This window comes from Acinetobacter pittii (assembly GCF_034067285.1).
In the GTDB taxonomy this organism is placed as follows: domain Bacteria; phylum Pseudomonadota; class Gammaproteobacteria; order Pseudomonadales; family Moraxellaceae; genus Acinetobacter; species Acinetobacter pittii_E.
The window spans coordinates 1830483-1854457 of sequence record NZ_CP139286.1; the positions used below are offsets into that span (position 1 = coordinate 1830483).

The 23975-nt window shown below is 39.4% G+C and carries 20 protein-coding genes; 7 read left to right on the plus strand and 13 right to left on the minus strand.

Going from position 1 to position 23975, the window contains the following annotated elements; all coding sequences use genetic code 11:
- Positions 1-19: 19 nt before the first annotated feature.
- Entirely contained in the window at positions 20-2221 is a 2202-nt protein-coding gene (fatA, locus tag SOI81_RS08560) for a TonB-dependent siderophore receptor (RefSeq protein ID WP_320541559.1), read from the minus strand.
- Between the two features lie 516 nt (positions 2222-2737).
- Between fatA and pcaT the strand changes: the two genes are divergently transcribed.
- Both pcaT and chrA read left to right on the plus strand, forming a co-directional pair.
- Positions 2738-4024, plus strand: a complete 1287-nt coding sequence (gene pcaT / locus SOI81_RS08565; RefSeq protein ID WP_016141088.1) for an MFS transporter — start codon at positions 2738-2740, stop codon at positions 4022-4024.
- 184 nt (positions 4025-4208) lie between these two features.
- Positions 4209-5555, plus strand: a complete 1347-nt coding sequence (gene chrA / locus SOI81_RS08570; RefSeq protein ID WP_320541560.1) for a chromate efflux transporter — start codon at positions 4209-4211, stop codon at positions 5553-5555.
- A gap of 76 nt (positions 5556-5631) precedes the next feature.
- Here chrA and acpD read toward each other — a convergent pair whose 3' ends face one another.
- On the minus strand, positions 5632-6240 hold the full coding sequence (acpD, locus tag SOI81_RS08575) for an FMN-dependent NADH-azoreductase (protein WP_320541561.1): 609 nt from the start codon (positions 6238-6240) through the stop codon (positions 5632-5634).
- Between the two features lie 95 nt (positions 6241-6335).
- On the opposite strand from acpD, the gene SOI81_RS08580 reads away from it, so the two are divergent.
- The gene (locus SOI81_RS08580) at positions 6336-6722 is read left to right on the plus strand and encodes a winged helix-turn-helix transcriptional regulator (RefSeq protein ID WP_239969149.1); all 387 of its coding nucleotides are present in this window, start codon (positions 6336-6338) and stop codon (positions 6720-6722) included.
- A 5-nt stretch (positions 6723-6727) separates the two neighbouring features.
- Here the strand turns inward: SOI81_RS08580 and lumQ are convergent, their stop codons facing one another.
- The gene (gene lumQ / locus SOI81_RS08585; RefSeq protein WP_016141092.1) at positions 6728-7582 is read right to left on the minus strand and encodes a helix-turn-helix domain-containing protein; all 855 of its coding nucleotides are present in this window, start codon (positions 7580-7582) and stop codon (positions 6728-6730) included.
- 166 nt (positions 7583-7748) lie between these two features.
- Here lumQ and SOI81_RS08590 point away from each other — a divergent pair, with 166 nt between their 5' ends.
- Complete coding sequence (locus tag SOI81_RS08590) at positions 7749-8666, plus strand: DMT family transporter (protein ID WP_239975590.1); 918 nt, start codon at positions 7749-7751, stop codon at positions 8664-8666.
- Between the two features lie 30 nt (positions 8667-8696).
- On the opposite strand, the gene SOI81_RS08595 is transcribed toward SOI81_RS08590, so the two are convergent.
- From SOI81_RS08595 to SOI81_RS08615, 4 genes are all read right to left on the minus strand, one after another.
- Positions 8697-9701, minus strand: a complete 1005-nt coding sequence (locus SOI81_RS08595; protein WP_239975591.1) for a homoserine dehydrogenase — start codon at positions 9699-9701, stop codon at positions 8697-8699.
- Between the two features lie 109 nt (positions 9702-9810).
- Entirely contained in the window at positions 9811-10602 is a 792-nt protein-coding gene (locus SOI81_RS08600; protein WP_239975592.1) for a sulfite exporter TauE/SafE family protein, read from the minus strand.
- Between the two features lie 238 nt (positions 10603-10840).
- Positions 10841-12496, minus strand: coding sequence for a TIGR01244 family sulfur transferase (locus tag SOI81_RS08605; protein WP_345791151.1), 1656 nt, complete (start codon positions 12494-12496; stop codon positions 10841-10843).
- Between the two features lie 12 nt (positions 12497-12508).
- Positions 12509-13204 (minus strand): MBL fold metallo-hydrolase, encoded by a 696-nt coding sequence (locus SOI81_RS08615; RefSeq protein ID WP_239975593.1) that lies wholly within the window; start codon positions 13202-13204, stop codon positions 12509-12511.
- 191 nt (positions 13205-13395) lie between these two features.
- Here SOI81_RS08615 and ntrC point away from each other — a divergent pair, with 191 nt between their 5' ends.
- Positions 13396-14667, plus strand: a complete 1272-nt coding sequence (ntrC, locus tag SOI81_RS08620) for a sigma-54 interaction domain-containing protein (RefSeq protein WP_239975594.1) — start codon at positions 13396-13398, stop codon at positions 14665-14667.
- 69 nt (positions 14668-14736) lie between these two features.
- Complete coding sequence (locus SOI81_RS08625) at positions 14737-15648, plus strand: bestrophin family protein (protein ID WP_239975595.1); 912 nt, start codon at positions 14737-14739, stop codon at positions 15646-15648.
- Between the two features lie 50 nt (positions 15649-15698).
- Here the strand turns inward: SOI81_RS08625 and SOI81_RS08630 are convergent, their stop codons facing one another.
- From SOI81_RS08630 to acoA, 6 genes are read right to left on the minus strand one after another with little or no spacing between them, the layout of a single operon-like run.
- Entirely contained in the window at positions 15699-16757 is a 1059-nt protein-coding gene (locus SOI81_RS08630; protein WP_239975596.1) for a 2,3-butanediol dehydrogenase, read from the minus strand.
- Positions 16758-16786: 29 nt separating this feature from the next.
- Positions 16787-17572 (minus strand): acetoin reductase, encoded by a 786-nt coding sequence (gene budC / locus SOI81_RS08635; protein ID WP_239975597.1) that lies wholly within the window; start codon positions 17570-17572, stop codon positions 16787-16789.
- A gap of 26 nt (positions 17573-17598) precedes the next feature.
- The gene (lpdA, locus tag SOI81_RS08640) at positions 17599-19002 is read right to left on the minus strand and encodes a dihydrolipoyl dehydrogenase (protein WP_239975598.1); all 1404 of its coding nucleotides are present in this window, start codon (positions 19000-19002) and stop codon (positions 17599-17601) included.
- Between the two features lie 10 nt (positions 19003-19012).
- Positions 19013-20551: a 2-oxo acid dehydrogenase subunit E2 gene (gene acoC, locus SOI81_RS08645; protein WP_239975599.1), complete on the minus strand. Its 1539-nt coding sequence runs from the start codon at positions 20549-20551 to the stop codon at positions 19013-19015.
- A 1-nt stretch (position 20552) separates the two neighbouring features.
- Positions 20553-21572 carry an alpha-ketoacid dehydrogenase subunit beta gene (acoB, locus tag SOI81_RS08650; protein ID WP_239975600.1) on the minus strand — a complete coding sequence of 340 codons (1020 nt, stop codon included), beginning with the start codon at positions 21570-21572 and terminating at the stop codon, positions 20553-20555.
- Between the two features lie 13 nt (positions 21573-21585).
- Positions 21586-22548, minus strand: a complete 963-nt coding sequence (gene acoA / locus SOI81_RS08655; RefSeq protein ID WP_004792523.1) for a thiamine pyrophosphate-dependent dehydrogenase E1 component subunit alpha — start codon at positions 22546-22548, stop codon at positions 21586-21588.
- 361 nt (positions 22549-22909) lie between these two features.
- Here acoA and lipA point away from each other — a divergent pair, with 361 nt between their 5' ends.
- Complete coding sequence (lipA, locus tag SOI81_RS08660; protein ID WP_320540568.1) at positions 22910-23896, plus strand: lipoyl synthase; 987 nt, start codon at positions 22910-22912, stop codon at positions 23894-23896.
- The last annotated feature ends 79 nt before the right edge of the window (positions 23897-23975 follow it).

A 23975-nucleotide genomic window follows, 5' to 3' on the forward strand; every position in this document is an offset into this window, starting at 1 on the left:
TTTTTATTTGTTCTATATTTTAAAAAATGAAAGTTGTAGAGAACTGAGCTGCACGTGGATTACCTAAGAATAAATAGTCATCACCCATAAATGCACCTACATCACGCCAATATTTCTTATTAAATAAGTTATCAATGTTGAATCTAAAAGTTGTGTCATGCCCAGCAAAATTTGTTTTATAAGCAGCACCAATATTAAAGACGCTATAGCCACCTACTTTTGCAGTTCCCTCTTTATTTGCATATTTACTGCTACTGTATTGCATACCACTCAGTAATCTTAACCCTTCAACAGAAGGTACTTTATAAGATAATTGCGCAGTTGCACGGACTTTTGGAATATTTTGAGTTTGATGACCTTTGTAGCTGTCACTATCAATATCAACAAGACGTGATTTGGTGTATGTAATGCCAGAGCTTACGTCAACTGTATCGGTTAGAGCACCAGTTAAACCTAACTCAATACCTTGATTGTGTTGTTCACCTTGTTCAACAAAATCAAAAGATCCATCTGCATTTACTTTGCTGTATTGATTATCTTGCTTTAAATCAAAAATAGCTGCTGTTAATAAGAAGTTGCGTATTTGCTGCTTAATCCCAATTTCATATTGTTCAGAATTTTTAGGAGCAAGAACTTCTAGGGCATTATTAGCAAACCATGGTGCTTCACCACCATCTGATAAACCTTTGGCATATGAAGCATAAAGATTAGTCGTAGCAGTTGGGCTATACATGAGCGCTAATTGCGGTAAAAACTTATTTAAATCTGTGTCTCGGCTTTGCTGCCCATCTGGATCATAAGCTTGTTCATCAAGGCGAATAAGTTTTCCACCTAGTAACGTTGACCATTGATCATTAAATTGAACTCGGTCAGATACAGTAAATGCTGTCTGATCACTTTCTAAGGCTTTATAGTAATTTCTTAAGTCAATCTGAGCTGGTACATAATCCTTTGTCTCTTCATAAATATTACCGGTTCCAATAGGATTAAGCTCCATTGAGTTAGAGTTATAGCGCTCCAATGTTTTATAAGTATGTTGTATTTCAAAAGCGATTTTATGCTGAATATTGCCAGTGTTAAACTGACCATTTAACCCAGCAGAAAACTGGTTAGTAATACGTGTATCATCTGGACTACGGAAATCGTAAATACCGTAATTACCATCTTTATCAAACGTATTAATTTGACAAACTCCATCACTATAACAAGCCCATGGAAAAGCGCTATAATCATCTATCACAACACGGCTTTGAGATGCACTTAAGCTACCATTCCATTGATCATTAAATGCGTATTGATATTTTAAACTCGCATTTATACTGTTGTTTACAACAGGTTTACTCCAAGACTGATAACCCAACAAACGGTCTTGATCTACATTTGTTGGTACTTGTCCATCAAGCAGTTGATAACCCGGTACGGAGCGTTGGCTTTGATGCTGAGCTTCAATATCAAATAATAATTTAGAGCGATCATTAATTTTCCAGTCTAAAGCTACTGAACCAAACTCACGTTTACCATTTGCATGGTCAACATTTGGATGAATACTTTCATGCGCTAAATTGATTCGATAGCCAAAATTGTCATTAACAAAACCACCTACATCCGTTGCCAGTGTATAGCCACCTTCTGAATTTGCATCTACAGTAATGTTTTTAATATTGGCAGGTCTTTTGGTTACATAGTTAACAACGCCGCCCGGAGTCGACATTCCGCTTTGAATTGCAGAAATACCTTTTAAAATTTCAACTTGTTGTTTATTTTCTAAAGCAATATTTTGCTCACCACGTATGGTGTGACCGTTAATGAGATAACTTGAACCTAAATCGAGTGCAAAACCTCGTGCTACAAAGTTTGGATAATAGCCAATAGCAGCGTAGCCATCTCCCAATGAAGAGTCATTTTTAATAACATCGGTTAGAGTTTTTGCGTGTTGATCTGCTATGCGTTCAGAAGTAATTGTTGTAATAGATGCCGGAACCTTCTTTACATCACCAGTTTGAAAACCAGATAAATTAACTTTCTTTGATGTGTATAGCGCATCATTATTTTGGGTGGCGTTCACAGTAATGGTTGGGAGCTGGGAAACCTCCGCTTCATTTGCATAGACGACAGATGTTATGAGTGCAATAGATGAAGCCAATGCTGTTTTAGAGCATGTCATGAAGTGAAGATTTAACGAACGTCTTTCCATTGAATAACTACCTGCCATACCGTGCATAATTTGAAGCGCTAGAAGTAACTACTGAGCCTATTTTTAGCCACGCAAGAATACCGCTACATATATTGAGAAACAACTTATTCTGTATTTTTTCGATTAAGTGAATGTGATACAACTTTTATGGGCTTATCATTATATAAATTTCATGTATTTTCTTAGAAATTGGCGCTATAACTTTTTAAGCATTACCAAATATTCAAAATAAACTTAAGCTAAAAATGGTACTCAACAGGAGAAATAGAACAGAAAAATAATGTTGTTAAATTAGCTTACTGATTTTAAATACTATTAATTATTAAGTTAAGACAAAGGAAGTGTTCGATCATCGGTAAAAATATCATTAAATCGAACAAAAGGACGTAATCTCACTAGAATCGAATTTTAAAATTAGAAAAAATGAAGGGTTAGGAATTTAAGGACATGCTCAGGATTGAGTGATATTTAAAGTTTCATTCTTTTTTCTATCCAGCATATCTAAAAATTCCTCGTTTTTGTCTGCAAAATGATGGAAGAAATATGACATACACTCAGGAAGAAAAACGTAGCAGAATACGTGGGATTGTAGGCGCAGCCTCTGGTAATTTAGTTGAATGGTTCGACTTTTATATCTATGCAGTATTTGCTGCCTACTTTACTCAAGCTCTAACTGCACCAGATATGGATAGTACGACTAAATCTATCTATGTGTGGGGGGTATTCGCTGCAAGCTTTTTTATGCGTCCTATTGGTAGTTGGGTATTTGGGCGTATTGCAGACCGGCATGGTCGAAAAAAATCGATGGTCATCTCAATTTGTCTTATGGCTTTGAGTTCTTTTTTATTTGCAGCCCTACCTACTTATGACCAAGTTGGCTTATTTGCCCCGTTTCTTTTGCTGGTAGTGCGTTTACTTCAAGGTTTATCGGTTGGGGGGGAATATGGCGCCGTAGCAACATATATGAGTGAATTGGGTTTAAAAGGCCAACGTGGTTTTTACTCGTCTTTCCAATATGTCACCCTATCTGGTGGTCAATTACTTGCCAGCTTACTCGGCGTAATTTTATTAACATTTTTAAGTGAGCAACAATTACATGATGGCGGTTGGCGTATTCCATTTGTTATTGGTGGTTTTGCCGCAATTTTATCTTTACTGGCACGTAGCCGCTTAGAAGAAACACTTTCACATCAAGACAGCGAACGAAAAGAATCTGGGAGCTTAAGAGAGCTCTTTAAAAAGCATTGGAAAACTTTTTTATTGGTGGTGGGTTATACCTCGGCTGGTTCATTAACGTTTTATGTAGAAACTGTTTATTCAAAAACCTATTTAACCAATTTAGGAATGGACGGAAAAACCGTTGGTTATATCATGACCTTCGCACTATTTGTCTATATGTGTGCTCAACCTGTATTTGGCTCAATTTCGGATCGTATTGGGCGACGTTCTTCAATGCTGGCATTTAGCTTATTATCTGCGATTTTTATCTATCCAGTCATGGCCATTGGGATGCCTAATTATATAGATTCGCCGATTATTATTGCCTTGCTACTCATTTTTATGATGATGATTCTGAGTTTCTATACCTCTATTAGTGGTTTGGTAAAAGCAGAAATGTTCCCACCTCATGTACGAGCTTTAGGTGTAGGGTTTTCTTATGCTGTAGGGAATGCGCTGTTTGGTGGTTCTGCACCTTCGGTTGCCTTGCAGTTCAAAGCCGCTGGAATTGAAAACACCTTCTTTATTTATGTGATTGTCATGCTCATTATCTGTTTCTTGTGTAGCCTTGCGCTTCCTAAAAAACCCGATTATTTAGAACATGATCATTAGAAAATAAAAGATAGATATTCTTCTAGAGATTTTTTTAGAAGAATATCTTTTTAAAATAATAAGAAATTCATTTTTATTCTGTATCTTATAGCTGCATAGTGCATCCAACTTATTTAATTCACTAAAAGTAACTAGTTTTTAATGTTCTTGATCCATATGAATCAATTTTTTTGATGGGATAAAAATGGAAAACGAAAAATCCCCTTTACCTGAAAGTATTATTCAAGTCACCTTCTGGCAAGCTTTTTTATTTTGGCTCAAGCTTGGTTTTATTAGCTTTGGCGGGCCAGCTGGACAAATCGCTGTGATGCATGAGGAACTCGTTGAACAAAAGCGCTGGATATCAGAAAAAAGATTTTTGCATGCCCTGAACTACTGCATGTTGTTACCCGGTCCTGAAGCACAGCAGTTAGCAACCTACATTGGTTGGCTTATGCACAGAACTGCTGGAGGATTGGTTGCAGGGATTTTATTTGTATTGCCCTCTTTATTTATTTTAATTGGGCTATCTTGGGTTTACATAAAATTTGGAGATGTTCCTGTTATTGCGGGTATTTTTTACGGGATCAAGCCTGCCGTTACCGCAATTGTCTTTCATGCAACATACCGTATAGGTAGCCGTTCACTTAAAAATAAATTTTTATGGTTCGTCGCAATTGCTGCGTTTTTTGCCATTTTTGTCTTAAAGCTTCCTTTCCCGCTTATCGTATTATCAGCTGGTATTGCTGGCTATTTAGCGAGTAAAAAGTACCCAGAACTTTTTTCTTCAGTCGCTGGACATAGAGCCAGCCAAAAAGATTATGGCCGAGCATTTATTGATGATGATACCCCAACGCCAGAGCATGCTAAATTCCATTGGTTGCGGTTAGCTAAACTTATTTTTGTGGCAATCGTTTTATGGTTATTGCCAATTTTAGCTTTAGGTACATATTTTGGGTGGTATCACTCTTATACCCAAATGGCTTGTTTTTTTACCAAAGCTGCACTGCTCACATTTGGAGGTGCATACGCTGTTTTACCTTACGTTTATCAAGGTGCTGTAAATCATTTTGGATGGCTTTCACCAACTCAAATGATTGATGGGCTCGCTTTAGGTGAAACTACACCTGGCCCACTCATTATGGTGGTTGCCTTTGTTGGTTTTTTAGGGGGTGTTAATCATTCATTACTTGGACCCGAGCATCTATTTTTTGCTGGAGCACTTGGTGCTGTCATTGTAACTTGGTTTACTTTCCTTTTCTCATTTGTCTTTATTTTTGCTGGTGCACCCATTATTGAATCTACCCATAATGAAATTAAGTTTACCGCACCACTTACTGCCATTACCGCTGCTGTGGTTGGTGTTATTTTAAATCTGGCATTATTTTTTAGTTATCATGTGTTATGGCCAGAGGGTTTTTCAGGACACTTTGATGCTGTCGCAGCCATCATTACTGTAGCTGCATTCATTGCTTTATTCCGCTTTAATATTAACGTGCTGTATGTGATTTTTGCATCAGCGCTGATTGGACTAGCCGTCACTTTCTTTTAGTTATTTATTGATTTAGTTTTTTAATTATCCATAGACACAGCCGAACAATGATATTACTGCTCGGCTGTTTATATTTTTAACCTGCTAATTGTGCGATTTGTGCTGCTGCATTATCTAAGGCAGCTTGACGTGCTTCTGGGCCGAAAGCGATACCTTCTGCGCGCACAAAAGTAATATCAGTCACACCAATAAAATTGAAAAACGCTTTAATATAAGTTTCTTGATAGTCTAAAACTTCGGTTGGTGAACCTGCCGAGTACACTCCACCACGCGAAGAAGCAATAATAATACGTTTCCCCTCTACTAAACCTTGAGGACCGTTTTCCGTATAACGGAAAGTTTTCCCAGCAATAGATAGGCGGTCAAGCCACGCTTTTAACTGTGATGGAAAGCTAAAGTTATACATAGGTGCGCCAATCACAACGATATCTGACGATAAAAACTCATCCAAATATTGGCTGTTTCGTGCAACACGTTGTTGCGCTGTTTCATTATTAGGTTCCACCCCTTGCCATGCTAAAAACTCGGCATCAGACAAATGAGGAATTGGCTCTAAAGCCAAATCATGATGAATAATTTCTACATCTGGATAAGCTGTGCTGAGCTGACGAATAACAGATGAGGTGAGTTGGCGGCTAACAGATTGTTCACCCAAAATACTTGTGTCAATTTGAAGTAGTTTCATCGTTTATACCTACAGTATAAAATTGTTACTTGAACTAATTATGTTACTACTATTATTCTTATGCACAAGAAGGCACATTTAGGGAACCAAGTAATATGACTGTAACCATACCTCATGATTTACAAAGCTCAGATTGCCAAAGAGTCAGCCAAGTTCTGGCTAGAGTTGGTGAAAAATGGAGCATTCTTATTGTAATGACACTTGCATCACGCCCTCATCGATTTTCTGAAATAAAGAGAAATATCAATGGAATATCACAGCGTATGCTCACATTGTGTTTGCGTGGTTTAGAAAGAGATGGATTGGTTAAACGTACGGTCTATCCTGTAGTTCCACCGCATGTTGAATATGAATTAACACCTTTGGGCCATTCACTTACAGAGCCTGTAATTGCTTTAGGCCAATGGGCACAGCAGCATATCGCGGATATTGATGCGGCAAGGGCTGCATTTGATGCAACTCAAGATAAACCAATTACATGAGATGCTTAACGTAATTGTGAAGGACTTATGCCATAAAACTGTTTAAAGCGATGGCTTAAATGGCTCGCTGAACTAAAACCACATACAAGAGCAACATCTTGTAAAGAAAGTTGAGATGACTGAATTAAACCTTTTGCCTTAGTTAAACGCCTTTGCATGACATACTGGTGAGGCGCCATATTCATAGATTGTTTAAACATATGGGCAAAATGATATTCGCTTAAATTCACAACATTTGCTAAATCAGACAAAGTTAATGCTTGGTCTAGATGCCCTTCAATCCAGTCTTGAATATATTTAAGTTTATGAGGTGCCAGCCCACCTTTAATGACGGGTTGCTGCCACTTCACATTGCTATATCTTCGAATTAAATGATTGAGCAATAAGCTAGCAGTGGTACTCATCTGTAAATGGTTTGCTGAATCTTTCCAATCACAATCTAATAGGAAAAACTGATATAACGCTCGAATCCGCTCATCGTCATTGAACACCACTTCATTTAGTTCAATTTGATTGGGTTCTTTGTCCCATATTTTTTCAGCAACATCACGCAAATGTTGGTCGGTATAATACAAATGAACGAATTTAAGCCCACCTCGTATATCCCAAGTCGACTCCTGATGTTCAGGCAATAAGCAAAAACGACCCGGCCCACCGCCATTTTTCCAGCCCGCAGGTGTTTTTTGATAGCTTTCATAGCCATCTTGAATATACAGACTTAAAGTGTGGTGATCGCTACAGACACTTACACGATCTTGCTGATTAGACCAAAATGCAAGTTGCATATTTTCATCAAGCACCACAGTTTCGTGAAGCTTGGCTTTAGATTGCTGTAGCTGTTCTAAAGTTTGATAGGCCATGCAAAATTAAAACGAATCTCATTGAGCTTAAGTTAACCATATTCAGCAAAATTGAGCTAGTTTAGTTCTATAAAAAACGCAAGATCTTGCATGTAGAACACAAGAATATATACGTGAAAAATTATGCATTCCTAGATACTTAAGCTTGGTAATCGAGGATGAACTTATGAATATTTTACTCTATGTTGCGGTGGTGTTGATTTGGGGAACAACATGGATTGGAATTGCCGTTCAGAGCCATTATGCAACGCCTGTCGTCGCAATTTTATGGCGTTTTGCCATTTCAGCCTTATTACTTTGGGTTGTTTTACTATTTTCAGGAAAATTACAGCGAATTGCTTTAAAAGATCATTTGTTTTGTATGCTACAAGGCCTTTGTGTTTTCGGCCTAAACTTTATTTGTTTTTATACCGCCGTTAAATATGTAAATAGCGGTTTAGAGTCCGTCATTTTTTCGATGGCTGTTTTCTTTAATGCCATTAATGCGCTTATCTTTTTTAAGCAAAAACCTTCACCAAATTTTGGACCAGCTGCACTTTTAGGTTTAGGTGGCATCGTTTTACTCTTTTGGCATGATCTCATAAATAGCCAATTTAATGCACAGTTATTATTAGGTATTGGCCTATGTGCTGTAGGCACTTACGGTTTTTCTTTAGGAAATATGATCAGTGTTAGACATCAAAAACGTGGTCTAAATATCTTTTCCACAAACTGTTATGCGATGACTTATGGATCATTAGTGATGTTAAGTTTAGCTTTATTTACTGGCCAAGATTTAATGCCTCCAATGAATTTCCCATTTTTAAGTTCGGTACTTTACTTGGCTGTATTTGGCACAGTTATTGGATTCTCTGCTTATTTTTCTCTGGTTGGGAGAATTGGTGCTTCAAAAGCAGCATATAGCACGTTGCTCTTCCCCTTAGTTGCTCTAACTGTTTCTACCTTCTTTGAGGGATATGAGTGGACCTTAAACGCTGTATTTGGAATTTTATTAATCTTACTTGGCAACTACCTAATGTTTAGTAAGTTTGAAATTGGAAAAAAGTTATTTAATAATCAAAAAAATTGTGAGAAGCAGGCATAAAAGCCTGCTTTTTATAAATCATAATTAATTTTAGCAGCTCATTTTTAGCATCAACTCGAAATCTTTTAAAGCCGCGGCTGCTGTAGCTAAGGGTGCAGATGCTCCTCCACTTACAACAAGCTCACCCATTTCTTGAGTTAACACCCGAATGCATTTATTAGAACCTTGTAGATGAGCAAAAGGATGATGTGTTGGAACTAGCCTTAACTCAACACCTGTTTGAATTTGCTGATTTTTATTATGAATAAAACCCACCAAACGAGGAATTAGATTTTCTTTTTTCCAATCACGAATATGATCAGCAGTCACATGACTGATTCCTTGTCTTGGAATATCTTGAATTTTTACATCAGCTCCCAAAACAGTATTTGCCAATATCGTAATTTTGGCAGCGGTATCCCATCCATCTACATCGAAAGAGCTGTCAGGTTCTGCAATCCCTTTTGCTTGAGCTTTTCCAAGAGATTCTGCAAACGCACATTCATGTTGCAACATATCATTCAAAATAAAATTTGTGGTTCCGGTAAAGACACCTTCTATTTCTAAAATTTGACAGCCAGCCAAGTTATATTCAAATAAATCAACAGTTGGTAAAGCTGCAGCAGTCGCACCACTAAAAAATAGTTTTTTATTGTGCTGATGTGCCAAGTTAATTAATTTTTTACCATCTACGACTAGAGCACCTTTAGATACTGCAATCGCATTCATGTTATGTGTTAAAGCATAATTTAAATAAAATAGTCCTTTTCCACCTGTCACATAGTCACTTGGCCCTGTCTCAATAATGACATCTGCTTGAACCTGTTGTAAAAACTTTTGCTCAGTTAGGCCTGCTTGATACTGTGTTTTATCTAGCCACTTGGCAGCTTGTAAACCTTCTTGATCAATTAAGCCTGATGATGAGTTGCAGACACCCATTAAACGGGCATCAATTTGATATTTTTGTTGATAGTATGCCGATCGATTTAAAAGAAGCTCTGCAATTTGTTGCCCAATCCGTCCAAAACCACAAATTGCCACATTAATTCGCTTCATATCGCTTTCTCAAAAATTTATATGGTTTAAATCAAATTTCCAAAGATAATTTTAACATCTCATCTTTGGAAAATTGCTATTTATAGAGAAGGTTAAAATATTATATCGTTTAGATATTTGTTAGATTAACAATCTTAATGACCATATAAATTGCGACAGCAAAAACCATTAAAGCAAAGACTTTTTGCACGATTGCAGACGGAATAAAACGAATAGCTCTGCGTCCTAATAACATACCAAATGCACATGCGAGTGCAAACGCACTGGTAATGCCTACTGGATAGTGAAAACCCTCTGCAATATGCATCACAATACTCATTCCACTAATGAGAAAAATAATCATAAGTGAAGTTGCAACAATGCTATGCATATCCAAATTTGTGACTTTTCTAAGTGCTGGTACAATTACAAAGCCACCACCAACTCCTAACATTCCAGTTAAAAGCCCAGCAATAATTCCGATACTTGCAAGAACGCTTCCCGTTTTAAAATTCCAGATAAAGCGTCCCGTACTTGGGTTGACCTGACACGGCGGATTATGGAAATCTGATACTCGGTTACTAATGAGTCGATAGCCCACTGTAAACATGACTAAGCTAAACATTAACATGAGCCATACAGGTGGAATCGCATTGGCTATTAAAATGCCGATATGTGCCATAGGGGTACCAATTAAGGCAATCCAGATTGCAGCACGATAACGAACTATCTTTTTAAATAAACCTTCAATGGTGCCAATGAGTGTAGATAGAGCAACTGCCAACAATCCAATCGGCGCAGCTTGAGCCACACTCCAACCTTGACTGGTCATGAGCGCAGGTACGGCAAGAATACCGCCACCTGCACCAGTGAGACCCAGTAAAAAACCAATCACAATGCCTTCAACGACAAGTAATAACATATCAAAAGCCTAAAATTGCATATACATCGTTTGCAGTAGACTGCTGGTTAATGAGGGAGTAAGTTCTCGTCTTCTTGCGAAGCTTCAACCGCTTCTCAGGACAAAGCGTTGCTTTGTTTACCCTCTTAACTCGAACGTAGTTCTTGTCTTGCGCTCGGGTAAAGATTATTAATCTTTACTTATCCTCTTCCGCTCAAGCACAGCTTTCGCCTTGCGCTCGGACAAAGCGTTGCTTTGTTTACCCTCGCTCAGGTTTGACCATCCATTCGCGGCCTTTGAGCATGCCTTGCCAATAAATTGGCGGTAAAATCTGTTCTTTAAGCAGCCAAGCCAAACGTGATGGTTTTTGCCCATCAATCACCCATTTTGGAAAACTTGGAAGAAGCTTACCGCCGTAACCAAACTCAGCCAGAACGATTTTTCCACGCTCGACAGTAAGTGGGCATGAACCATAGCCGTTGTATTCACAGAAGCTTTGTTCACCCTTGAGCTGGGCTATAACATTCACAGCAACGATGGGTGCTTGTGCTCGTGCCGCAGCAGCAGTTTTGGCATTAGGCGCATTCATCACATCGCCTAAAGCAAAAATATTGGCATGTTCTGTGTGTTGTAAGGTTTGAGGATTCACACTCACCCAGCCTGCTTCATCAGTAAGAGTACTGGCACGAATAAAGTCTGGGGCTTGTTGCGGTGGAACAACATGCAGCATGTCAAAATCTGTTTCGACCAATGCTGCATTTTCATCGTTCACTACCTTAAACCATGCTTTTTTTGCAGGCCCATCTACTTTGACAAGCTGATGGTTAAAGTGCAGTTCAGAACCATATTTTTCGACATATTGCATTAGTGCAGGTACATACTCCTTCACACCAAATAAAACACCGCCGCTGTTATAAAAATGAAGAGAGATATCTTTAAGTTTGCCTTGCTTTAACCAGTGGTCGGCTGAAAGGTACATTGCTTTTTGAGGAGCACCAGCGCATTTAATTGGCATAGGCGGCTGGGTGAAGATTGCCTTTCCACCGTTTAGCTGTTGCACCAATTCCCATGTGTACGGCGCTAAATCATAACGATAGTTAGATGTCACCCCATTTTTACCTAAGGTTTCAACTAAACCTTCAATTCCATGCCAATTGAGTTTTAATCCTGGACAGACGACCAATGCCTTATATTGAATGGGTTGGCATCCTTCCAAAATAACCTGACTATGCTCAGGGTCGAATCCAGCAACGGCAACTTTCATCCATTTCACTTTTGAAGGAATCACACTTGCCATAGAGCGTGCGGTTACTTGTGGTTTAAAAATACCAGCCCCTACCATGGTCCAGCCGGGTTGATAATAGTGGGTATCGGCCGGATCAATAATGACAATATCTAAATGAGGTTCACGAGACAGTAAGCTCGATGCAACAGAAATTCCTGCAGCCCCCGCACCAACAATCACAACGCTATAACAAGGAATAGTGGCTGGTTCATGATCACGTTTTAAAATACGTGGCACTAAGCCTTTTAAATTAAATCCAAGCTTATTACCCATTTCTACTAAAAGTGCTGCATCCGAAGGGTCAACTTCAGCCAAAGCCCATAAACTGATGGCACGCATACCAGAACGGCAATACGCTAAAACAGGTTTCTGGGCATTCTGATAAAGCTGTTTAAATTCGGTAACTTGCTGATCAGTAATTCTGCCACTCGTCACAGGTTGATAAATTACTTTTAGGCCATATTGCTGAGCTGCTTCTTCAATTTCAATTATATTGGGTTGGTCTGCACCTTCTCCATCTGGTCGGTTACATATCAGAGTTTTTACTCCCTGATCGGCAATTTTTGCGACCTCATCGACAGTGATTTGACCAGCAACATAAAAATCTTGATTAACTTGTTTAAGTTCCATATTGCCACCTTATTATGATTGTGAAGTTGAACCACAGGCCTGATTAGCAGGTAGTGCTTTATCGATTTGTTTTGGATATGGCAGATTTAAGTTATTCATCAATTTAATAAAATCTTCGCGCGAGCGGTTTTGACCTAGGCGTGAGTTATTTAAGCGTTCATAACCAATTGTTGAAGATAAACGACCTTTATAGTCATGTCCCGGATACACAATAGTGTCGTCAGGCAGGCTGAAAAGTTGTTTATGTATACTGTCATAAAGTGTGCCTGCATTACCTTGCTGGAAATCGGTTCGACCGCAACCATCAATTAATAATGCATCACCCGTGAAAACCATGTTTTCAACTAAATAACTCGTACACGCATTGGTATGACCTGGTGTATAACGCGCTTCAATACTGAGGTTGCCGAATTTAAGCATGCATCCATTTGTAATTAAAATATCTCCACAACTTACATCTGAGTTTCGGTGTAAAACCGATTTGCAATGGAAACGTTCACGAAGTAAATTTGCAGCAGTAATATGGTCTGCATGAACATGTGTATCTAATGTATAGATAAGCGTAAATTGATGCTGCTCTAATTCTTTTGCATAAATCTCTATATCTGAAGCGACTGGATCAATTAAAACAGCCTCTCGTGTTTCTTCACACCCAAGCATATATGTATAAGTCGAACTTTCCTGCTCAAAAAACTGCTTAAAGAACATGATTTATACCTTAATAATTTATTTCTTTCCTATATTTTGCAAATAAGGTGCCAATTATTTAAAATTTAATAATAAATATAAAAATCAAATTGTTAGGTTAATTAATAAAATTAAGATAAGAAAATGAACTAAGCTTGATGTTCCCTTGAAACTCAAGTATGTTTCAATGAAACGATTGTGAAACACATGAAATGGCAAAGTTAAATTTTGAGTCAGAACAAGATTTTTACATATTATTTGAGCAACTTAAGGCTTTATTTCCAAATGCGAGTCTGTTTTTAGCAGACACAACGACTCACGCAATTCACTATAAATTTAATACAGACGATATTTCTGTTGAGAGTATGGCAGCGCTTACTCAAGATCATCACAATCAATATCTTGAGATCAATACTCCTAAAATAAGAAAGCGATTTATCTATCAAGAACATGATATTTATATTGCCGAGCATCATATTATTGGCAAGTTACATATTTTACAGCCAGTTGGCACAGAAAATGATATTGCTGGTCAATCAACGCTAACAGAACAATTGCAAGACTTGGCTAAAGTTTTCAATAGTTGCTCACCAGAAATGACTCGTATGTTTTCAATCATTCAAAGAGTAGCAATTACTGAGTTTCCAGTGCTGGTCCGCGGTGAATCTGGTAGTGGTAAAGAACTGGTGGCAAAAGCAATTCATGATTATAGCCAGCGTAAAAATAAGATTTTTGTAGCGATTAACTGTGCTGCCCTCAATGCCAATATTTTAGAAAGTGAACTCTTTGGTCATGTGAAAGGCGCTTTTACAGGAGCAATTCGTGACCATAAAGGCGTGTTTGAACGTGCCGCTGGTGGGACTCTTTTTCTGGATGAAATTGCAGAGATTCCTTTAGAGCTTCAAGCTAAATTATTACGGGTGTTAGAAACAGGTGAATTTACCCCTGTAGGTGGTGAGAAACCGATTCAAGCCAATGTCCGAATTATCACTGCAACACATAAAGCTTTACGCGAAGAAGCCAAGACTGGGCGTTTCCGTCACGATTTGCTTTACCGCTTGCGTGTGATACCAATTTTTATACCACCACTCAGAGAGCGGAAAGTCGATATTCCACTGATTGTCGATCAGATTTTAAAAGAAAGCTCAACTCAACTCGACACAATGCCGCGTCATGTCAATCAAAAAGCTATACAAGTTCTATTAAATTATGACTGGCCAGGGAATGTTCGCGAGCTTAAAAACACCCTACTTTATGCATTAACCATGGCAAATGGTAAAGACGAAATTGAAGTCGAAGACTTACCCAATGAGCTCTTAAATGCGGAGGATTACGTTAAATTATCCGAGACAAATACAGAGCTGAGTCCTGAAAATGTACAAGCAGCTTTAGAAAAATATAACCACAACCTGAATATGGTCGCGAATATTTTTGGAATTAGCCGTACCACGCTTTGGCGATACAGACAAAAGCATAAGCTTTAGCTAGGTATTTGGCTCGTCTAAGGCGTATCATACTGCACTTGGTTTGGTTCATTAGTTCAAAGGCTTTATATGATTGTTCGTGATAAAAGCAATGTATTTAAATTATTATTTGCTTGGAAAGGAACAATTTTGCCGAAGGTTCTGCCTGCGCTGAGCATTGTTGTACTTATTTCAGCCTGTGTGGTCTGGCTTTCTTATTATCATTGGATTCAAATTCCTACCGTACCTGCAATTGGTTTTACGATTTTCGGTGTGATTCTGTCAATTTGTACGGGTTTTAGAAATAGCGCGTGTTATGACCGATGGTGGGAAGGCCGCAAACTTTGGGGTGCTTTAATTGCCAATGCCAGACATATTGTTAGAGACAGCCATGTTCTATCTAATGAACAACGTGAACATTTAATTCATCAAGTCCTAATTTTTAGTAATTTATTGCGTGATCGACTGCGTCAACAAACAGTTGAACCCACTAAATTTCTTGAACATGCCTATTTAACTAACTCTTCACTTAATTATTTAAACGAGCATATTAATGCACCACAATTTGTACTTGAAAACATTCAAAAAGATTTAGTTAAAATACTCAAAGATGGTGAAATTAGTGACATTATCTATAGCACCTTAAATCGACATATTGTTGAGCTAGGCAATATCCAAGCAGGTTGTGACCGAATTGCTGGGACACCTTTACCCTATTCATATTCAGTACTTTTGCACCGTGCCGTTTACTGCTTCTGTTTCATATTACCATTTAGCCTTGAAGCAGCTTTGGGCATCTGGACACCGCTTATTGTCGGCTTAATCGCTTATATGTTTTTAGGTTTAGATGCCTTAAGTGCTCAAATTGAAGAACCTTTTGGTTTACAAGAAAATGATTTACCGCTCGATTCAATTGTACGCTTGATTGAGCGAGAGTCTCTAAGCTCTTTAGGGCAGCCATTACCGCCTATTATTGAAGCCCAAGACAACAATTTACTTTAATAAAAAAAAAGAGCGAATCATCGCTCTTTTTTATAGGTTTAAGTATCTATTTAGGGCTGTACGATAATCTTAACGGCTGACTCATTGTTATGAATTAAGGTTTCAAAACCTTGTGAAATCAAATCATCAAGTTGAATACGCTGGGTAATAAAAGGTTCAAGATTTATTTTACCTTCTTCGACCAGTTTAATCGTTTCTTGATGGTCATTCACATAGGCAATCGTACCGCGTACATCAAGCTCTTTCATCACCACACTATGCACATTAATTGATGCTGGGTGGCTCCAAATCGAAACAATAACGATAACGCCTGTTGGTTTGACTGCTGCAACCAAAGTATCTAAAACTTTGTTAACGCTACTACATTCAAACGCAACATCGACGCCATCGCCATTAGTAATTTTCATGACCTCAGAAACAACATCAACTTCTGAAGGGTCTAAAATATAATCTGCGACTCCCGACTCTTTAGCCTTTTCTTTACGTTTTGCACTTAGCTCTGTAATGATGACCTTAAGACCTTTCGCTTTTAAAATTGCTGAAAGCAACAAACCTATTGGGCCCGCACCACCTACTAGTGCAATATCACCAGCCTTTGCACCACTACGCACATAGGCATGATGACCAACCGACAAAGGTTCAATTAAGGCCGCCTGATCTAGCGGAATTTTATTGGAAATTGGATGCACCCAACGGCGTTTAACTGCAATTTTTTCGGATAAACCACCACCACGCCCACCCAAACCAATAAAATTCATATTTTTGGAAAGATGATAATTATCGCCCAGTCCAGTCGGCACATCATCGGCCACAATATAAGGCTCTACCACCACATGCTGACCAATTTCAATGTCATCAACACCTTCACCTACGGCATAAACCACACCTGAAAACTCATGGCCCATGGTAATCGGTGCTGATTCGCCTGAAATAGGATGCGGATGTCCACACGGTGGAATAAAAATCGGCCCTTCCATAAACTCATGTAAATCTGTACCACAAATTCCGCACCAAGCCACCTGAATACCTACAGTGCCGGGTGTGACTTCTGGTTCAGGGATATCTTCAATGCGAATATCGCCTCTGTCATAAAAACGCGCTGCTTTCATTATTATCTCCCTCAAATCAGGATGTTGTTTTAGCGATAGACAATGCCGCCGTCCGTTAAAATGGATTGACCGGTAATATAGTCCGAATCTTCGCTCGCCAGAAAAGCAACTAAAGCGGCTACATCATCCGGTGTTTGGGCTCTACCTAAGGCAATACCTTCCACATATTTTTTATAAGTTTCACCTATAGCGGCACCGGTAATTTCAGCAAAACGCTTATCGATTTCAACCCACATGTCAGTTCCGACAATTCCGGGGCAATATCCATTTACCGTAATACCGTGACTGGCATATTCTTTAGCCGCGGCTTGGGTAAGTGCTCGTACTGCAAATTTGGTTGCCGAGTAAATACCGAGTAAAGCAAACCCATCATGCCCAGCAATTGAACAAGCATTAATGATTTTACCTTTATGTAGGCGTTGCTTAAATTTCGCAGCTGCAGCCTGTATGCCCCACAGTACTCCACCAATATTGATATCAACAATTTTTTGAAATTCATCAGGTGTGATATCTGCAATCGCTTGAACTTGTGCAATTCCAGCATTATTAATCATGACATCAAATCCACCAAGGGCCTGCTCAGCATGATTTATAGCAGCATACACTTGCTCGCGGTCACTGACATCAGCAATAAATGTGCTCGCATTTACACCTAAAGCCTGAATTTCCTGCTGCACATCATTCAATCGATCTTGTTTCATATCGACTAATGCAATATGTGCCCCTTCTTGCGCCAAGCGCAGGGCAATCCCACGGCCAATGCCTTGAGCTGCCCCTGTGACTAAAGCGACCTTATTTTTTAATCCCTTAACCATGTTCAACTCCTGTAAATGCAGAATTTCTACATATGAATCGCTCGTTGCATTGAAGCCAGAATGGACTCATGCATGGCTTCTGATAAGGTTGGATGCGGGAAAATCACTTGAGCTAAGCTTTCATCAGTTGCTTCTAGATATTTAGCAATTGCAAAGCCTTGAATGTGTTCAGTCACTTCATGGCCTACCATATGTGCACCAAGTAGTTCGCCCGTCTCTGCATGTATCACCGTTTTAACGAAACCTGACGCATCTCCAATTGCTAAAGCTTTACCATTTGCAGTTAAAGAAAACTTACCAATACGTATAGGTAGATTCTTAGCTTTTGCTGCGTTTTCTGTTAAACCAATACTCGCCACTTGTGGATGTGTAAAAATACAACCCGGGATCTGGCTACGATCGAGTGAATGTACGTTTTTCACACCAGCAATTTTCTCGACACATATCATGGCTTCATGGCTTGCTTTATGAGCGAGACACGGCGCTCCAGCAACATCACCAATGGCATAAAGCCCTGCTACGTTGGTTTTACAATAGTCATCAATTGCCACAAAACCTTGTGGATTGAGTTCTACACCTAAACGTTCTAGTCCTAGCCCCGTGGTATTCGGCTGTACACCAATTGCCGAAAGCACGCGGTCAAAAACAAGAGTTTGAACATCATTTGCCGTTTCAACCACACAGTGGACTTGCTCATTTTCAATCTGAATACTTTGAACGACAGCATCGGTTAAGACTTTCATTCCTTTTTGTTCAAATTGCTTTCTGACAAATTGAGCAACTTCTGCATCTTCGGTTGGTAAAATCTGCTTGGCTAAATCAATAAGTGTGACCTGACACCCCAAGTCTTGATAAAGACTAGCAAACTCACTACCAATTGCACCTGAGCCTACAACCAGTAAACTTTTTGGTAATTGCTCTGGAACAAGCGCTTCTTTATAGCTCCAGACATATGTTCCATCTACGGGAAGCTGAGGAACATGTCGAGCCTTGGCACCCGTTGCCAAAATAATATGTGGCGCACTCAAAGCCTGACTGTTACCTTGAGCATCGGTCACTTCAAGTTTTTCTTTCGCCGTAAGCTGAGCACGACCATTAAACACAGTCACCTGATTCTTTTTAAGCAAGTAATCAATGCCTTGTACTAACTGAGCTGATACTTGGCGGCTATGTTGCACAAGCTTTTGAATATCAAAATCGAGTTGGGATACCTGAAACCCAAACTGTCCGGCATGTTTAAACTGAGTTGCAAGCTCTGCCCCTGCAAGCAAAGCTTTAGTTGGAATACAGCCCCAGTTTAGGCAAATTCCGCCTAAATGTTGTTCTTCTACAATTGCGGTTTTTAACCCGAGCTGGGCTGCACGAATTGCAGCCACATACCCACCCGGTCCCGCGCCAATCACAATTAAATCAAATTGAGCTTCTGACATGCGGGTTCTCCTACACCAAAATTAAAGCAGGGTTTTCAACAAACTGCTTAAAGCTGGCCAAGAATTTCGCCCCAACTGCACCATCAATGACTCGGTGATCGCATGACAAAGTCGCTGTGACAATCTCACGAACCACTACATTGCCATTTTCAACAACAGCGCGAGATTCAGAAGCACCTAATGCCATAATTGCACCTTGCGGTGGGTTAATAATGGCATCGAACTGTTTAATGCCTAACATTCCTAAATTTGAAATGCTAAAACTGCCGCCTTGAAACTCATCAGGTTGTAACTTGCCAGTCTTGGCACGCGTTGCCAAATCACGCATGTCATCGGAAATCTGTGCCAACGATTTTTGATTCGCTGCTTTCACAATGGGTGTAATTAAACCGTTTGGAATTGCCACAGCTACCGAAATATCTGCTTGAGAGAACTGTAAAATTGATTGAGTCGCCTCATCAAATTGAACATTCACCTCAGGTACTTTAATGAGTGCTGCTGCAGCTGCCTTAATTAACATGTCATTAATAGAAAGCTTGACCTGTGGCACAGTTTCATTAATTTGCTTACGTAGTTTTTGCATAGCTTCTACGTTTAGATCGACTACTAGGCGGAAATGCGGTGCATTACGTTTAGCAGCCTGTAACCGTGAAGCAATCGCTTTACGCATACCATTCATCGCCACAGTTGTAACGGTCGACTGTGGCTGAGCAACAGCACATTGAGCAGATTGTTCATTTACCGACGTTGGGTTGTTACGATAATAAACTGCTTCAACATCTTCTTTACAAACCCGGCCACGAGTGCCTGAAACACGGCAGTCATTTAAATTAATGCCCCATTGTTTTGCTAAACGACGTGCTACAGGCGTCGCAGAAACTCGGCTATCGTCGGCAGTAGATTTAACTACTTTAGCTTGAGTTTGCTGTTTAATATCAGGCCACTGACCTCCAGCAGCCTGCACAGCTTTCTGGAGGTCTTGAACACTAATACGTCCTTCACGGCCAGAACCTGTGACTTTCGCTAAGTTCACATTATGCTTTTCAGCAAGTTTTAACGCATGCGGTGTTGTAAACAACTCATCAGATGTTTGATAACCTTGTAATGACTCGGGTACAGCGTAGTCACCTTTAGCAGCCTTTACTGGAACTGGAGCACTTGCAGCTACAGACTGTGGTTGTTCTGCTTTTTCAGCAACAGGTGCAGATGTTTCCGCTTTACTCTGTTCCGAAGATGCTTCAGGGTCTTTAGCTGCTGAACCACCTAGTGATGCAATAAACGTTTCAATTTCTGCATCAGAAACTTCACTATCAGCACATACGGCAATAAGACCACCAACAGGTAAAGTATCACCATCTTTCGCTAAAATTTTACGGAGCGTTCCAGCAAAAGGCGCTTCTAACACATTGACGATTTTTGTGGTTTCAATTTCACAAATTTCATCGCCCTTATTAAAGCTATCACCTTCTTTAATCAACCATTGGGCGATCGTGCCTTCTTCCATGGATAATCCCCATTTCGGGATCTCCAGCGTTTTAATTTCGCTCATCCTAAGCCTCCAATGTTTTTCGCACAGCTTGCTCAATACGCTCTACACTTGGAATCCATTCTTTTTCTAAAACTGGAGAGAATGGAACAGGCGTATGTGGTGGCGTTACGAGTTCAACAGGTGCTTTCAAATAGTGGAAACCTTTTTGGGCGATCAGTGCAGCAACATCATGACCAAAGCCACAGCGTGCCGCTGATTCATCCACAATAACCACACGTCCAGTCGATGCAATAGACTCTAAAATTCCTTCTTCATCCAGAGGTGAAATTGTTCGAGGGTCGACCACTTCAACCGAAATGCCATCTTTTGCCAGTTTGTCTGCTACTTCATTGGCACGGTGTACCATTAGGCCTAAAGCAATAATGGTCACATCTGTCCCTTCACGGGTGTAATTTGCTACACCAAAAGGAATAGTATAGGCATCATCTGGAACTTCGCCTTTAATGTCATAAAGCATTTTATGCTCACAGAACACTACAGGGTCATCATCACGAATAGCTTGAATTAACAGTCCTTTCACATCATATGGGCTAGATGGAACTACAACTTTTAAGCCCGGAACCGCAGCAAATACGTTATACGGTGACTGAGAATGCTGAGCTGCCGCAGAGAAACCTGCGCCAATCATGCCACGTACAACCATTGGTGCTTTTGCTTTTCCGCCAAACATATAACGGAATTTAGCGGCTTGGTTATAAAGCATGTCATGACACACACCATAGAAATCCATAAACATTAAGTCAGCAACAGGACGTAAACCTGTAGCCGCAGCACCAGCGGCCATACCAATAATCGCTGATTCGGTAATTGGGGTATCAATCACACGTTCTGAACCAAATTCCGTCCACAAACCTTTGGTTACACCAAGTACCCCACCGAAGCCTTCAAGCTCGTTCTCTTCGGTATTTTTGCCACCATGGCCGCCGCGCACATCTTCACCAACCACAAAAACAGTTGGGTCACGGCGCATTTCTGATTCAATGGCTTCTTTAATTGCATTGCGAAAACTTTTATTTGGCATCTTTACTATTCCTTTAGTAAGAGACATAGACGTCAGTAAGGAGTTGTTCTGGTTGTGGGTATGCCGCAGCACGAGCTTTAGCAACGGCATCATCAACATTTGCTTTAGATGCTGCATCAATCTCGTCTAGTTTGGCTTCATCAATTTTGCCTTTGACCTTTTCTCGGAAAATTTTCAAAGGATCTTTATTTTCTTTGATGAATTCGACTTCTTCTTTAGAGCGAATCAAGCCTGGGTCACCTTCAAAGTGGCCATAAAAGCGGTTCGTAATGGTTTCAATCACACTTGGACCTTCACCACGGCGTGCACGATCAATAGCAGTTTGAGCCGCTTCATAAACTGCGAAGAAATCGGTACCATCAACTTTAACTGCTGGTAAACCAAAACCAGCTGCACGACCAGCAATGTCTTTGCTTCCTACCGCGTAATCATGGCCTGTACCTTCACCAAAACCGTTATTTTCGAAAACAAAAATGACTGGAAGTTTAAGAACAACAGCCATATTCATTGCTTCAAAGGTCAAGCCTTGGTTTGAACCGCCATCACCTGTAAAAGACAGTCCCACGCCACCAGTTTTTAAGGTTTTTGCTGTCAACGCTGCACCAATTGCTAAAGGAGGTCCGCCGCCCACAATTCCGTTGGCACCGAGCATACCTTTATCCAAATCGGCAATGTGCATAGAACCGCCTTTTCCACGGCACAGTCCGTCATCTTTACCGAAAATTTCCAGCATCATGGCGTGAATGTCACAACCTTTTGCAATACAGTGCCCATGTCCACGATGGGTTGAAGTGATATAGTCTTTGTCGGTTAGGTTTTCACAAATACCAACCGCAACAGCCTCTTCTCCACTGTATAGGTGAATAAAACCTGGAATATCACCATTGGTATTTTCTTCGTGAAGTCGATCCTCAAATTCACGAATATCACGCATGCGTTTATATGCTGCGAGTAATTGCTCTTCCGTTAATTGCATATCCTTTTCCTTTATTATCTTGATTTTAAAAGTTCAACCAAGTTTCAAGCGAAAATCTAATTCGCTATAAATACTTAAATCTAAAATCAAGAATTAATCTATTAGACTAAAAAGTTTTTATTTAAAATAAACTTAATTAATTTTTTAATTTCAAAAACTTAACCCATAAAAATAATTTAAAAAATTTTTTATAATTTTCATTGAGTTAAAAAACAAACCTTTAACCAACCTTTCTTATTTTATAATACTCGCCACACCCTGTGTATTTAATTGATTGCGACTTATTAATATGATTTAAATAAGTTGTTAAATTAAAAAAACAGGAGTTTAAATAATTTTTAAACAAAATGGAATTATTAATATGGATTTTAAAAGACAAGCAAAAACTGGTATTAAATTAAGAGGAGCAGATAAAGTCGCTCGCATTCCTATTAAAATTTTACCTACAGAAGAGTTACCCACTAAACCGGATTGGATTAGAGCAAAAATAACCGATTTTGAAGAAATCAAACGGATAAAAAATTTGCTGCGCCAACAAAAGTTGCATAGCGTTTGCGAAGAAGCAGCCTGTCCAAACTTACCCGAATGTTTTGGTGGAGGTACAGCTACATTTATGATTATGGGAGACATCTGTACTAGACGCTGCCCTTTTTGTGATGTCGCTCATGGTCGCCCAAAAGCTTTAGACGAAGATGAACCTAAACACTTGGCAGAAACAGTCGCAAACCTAAACTTAAAATATGTCGTGATTACCTCTGTTGACCGCGACGATCTACATGACGGTGGAGCTGCACATTTTGTAAAATGTATTGAAGAGATCAGAAAGCGTTGTCCAGAGACATTAATTGAGATTTTAGTACCAGATTTTCGTGGACGTTTAGAAACAGCGCTTTCAACTTTGAGTTTATCTCCACCAGATGTGTTTAATCATAATATTGAGACAGTGCCTCGTTTATATAAAGCGATGCGCCCTGGGTCAGACTATCAACATTCACTAGAGCTGCTAAAACGCTTTAAAGCATATTGTCCCGATATCAAAACCAAATCTGGTCTAATGGTTGGGTTAGGAGAAATTGAGGCAGAAGTACTTGCTCTACTTAATGACTTAAAAGATTATCAAGTAGATCTTGTCACGATTGGTCAATATCTTCAGCCTTCAAAATCACATGCACCTATTCATCGGTTTGTAAATTTACAAGAATTTGAACGATATACTCGACATGGTAAACGATTAGGTTTTAAAAATATCTGGAGTGCACCGATGGTCCGTTCTAGCTATTTTGCTGATCGACAATATTTTGGAGAAGCAGCACCAAAACCTTTCAGCCGACAAAATGTCTTATCGTAAGGAATAGGCAATTAACAAAACTTATCCAATAGGCTAATGGTCAAGACCTATAAAATTATTTAATGTAAGGAGATAACTA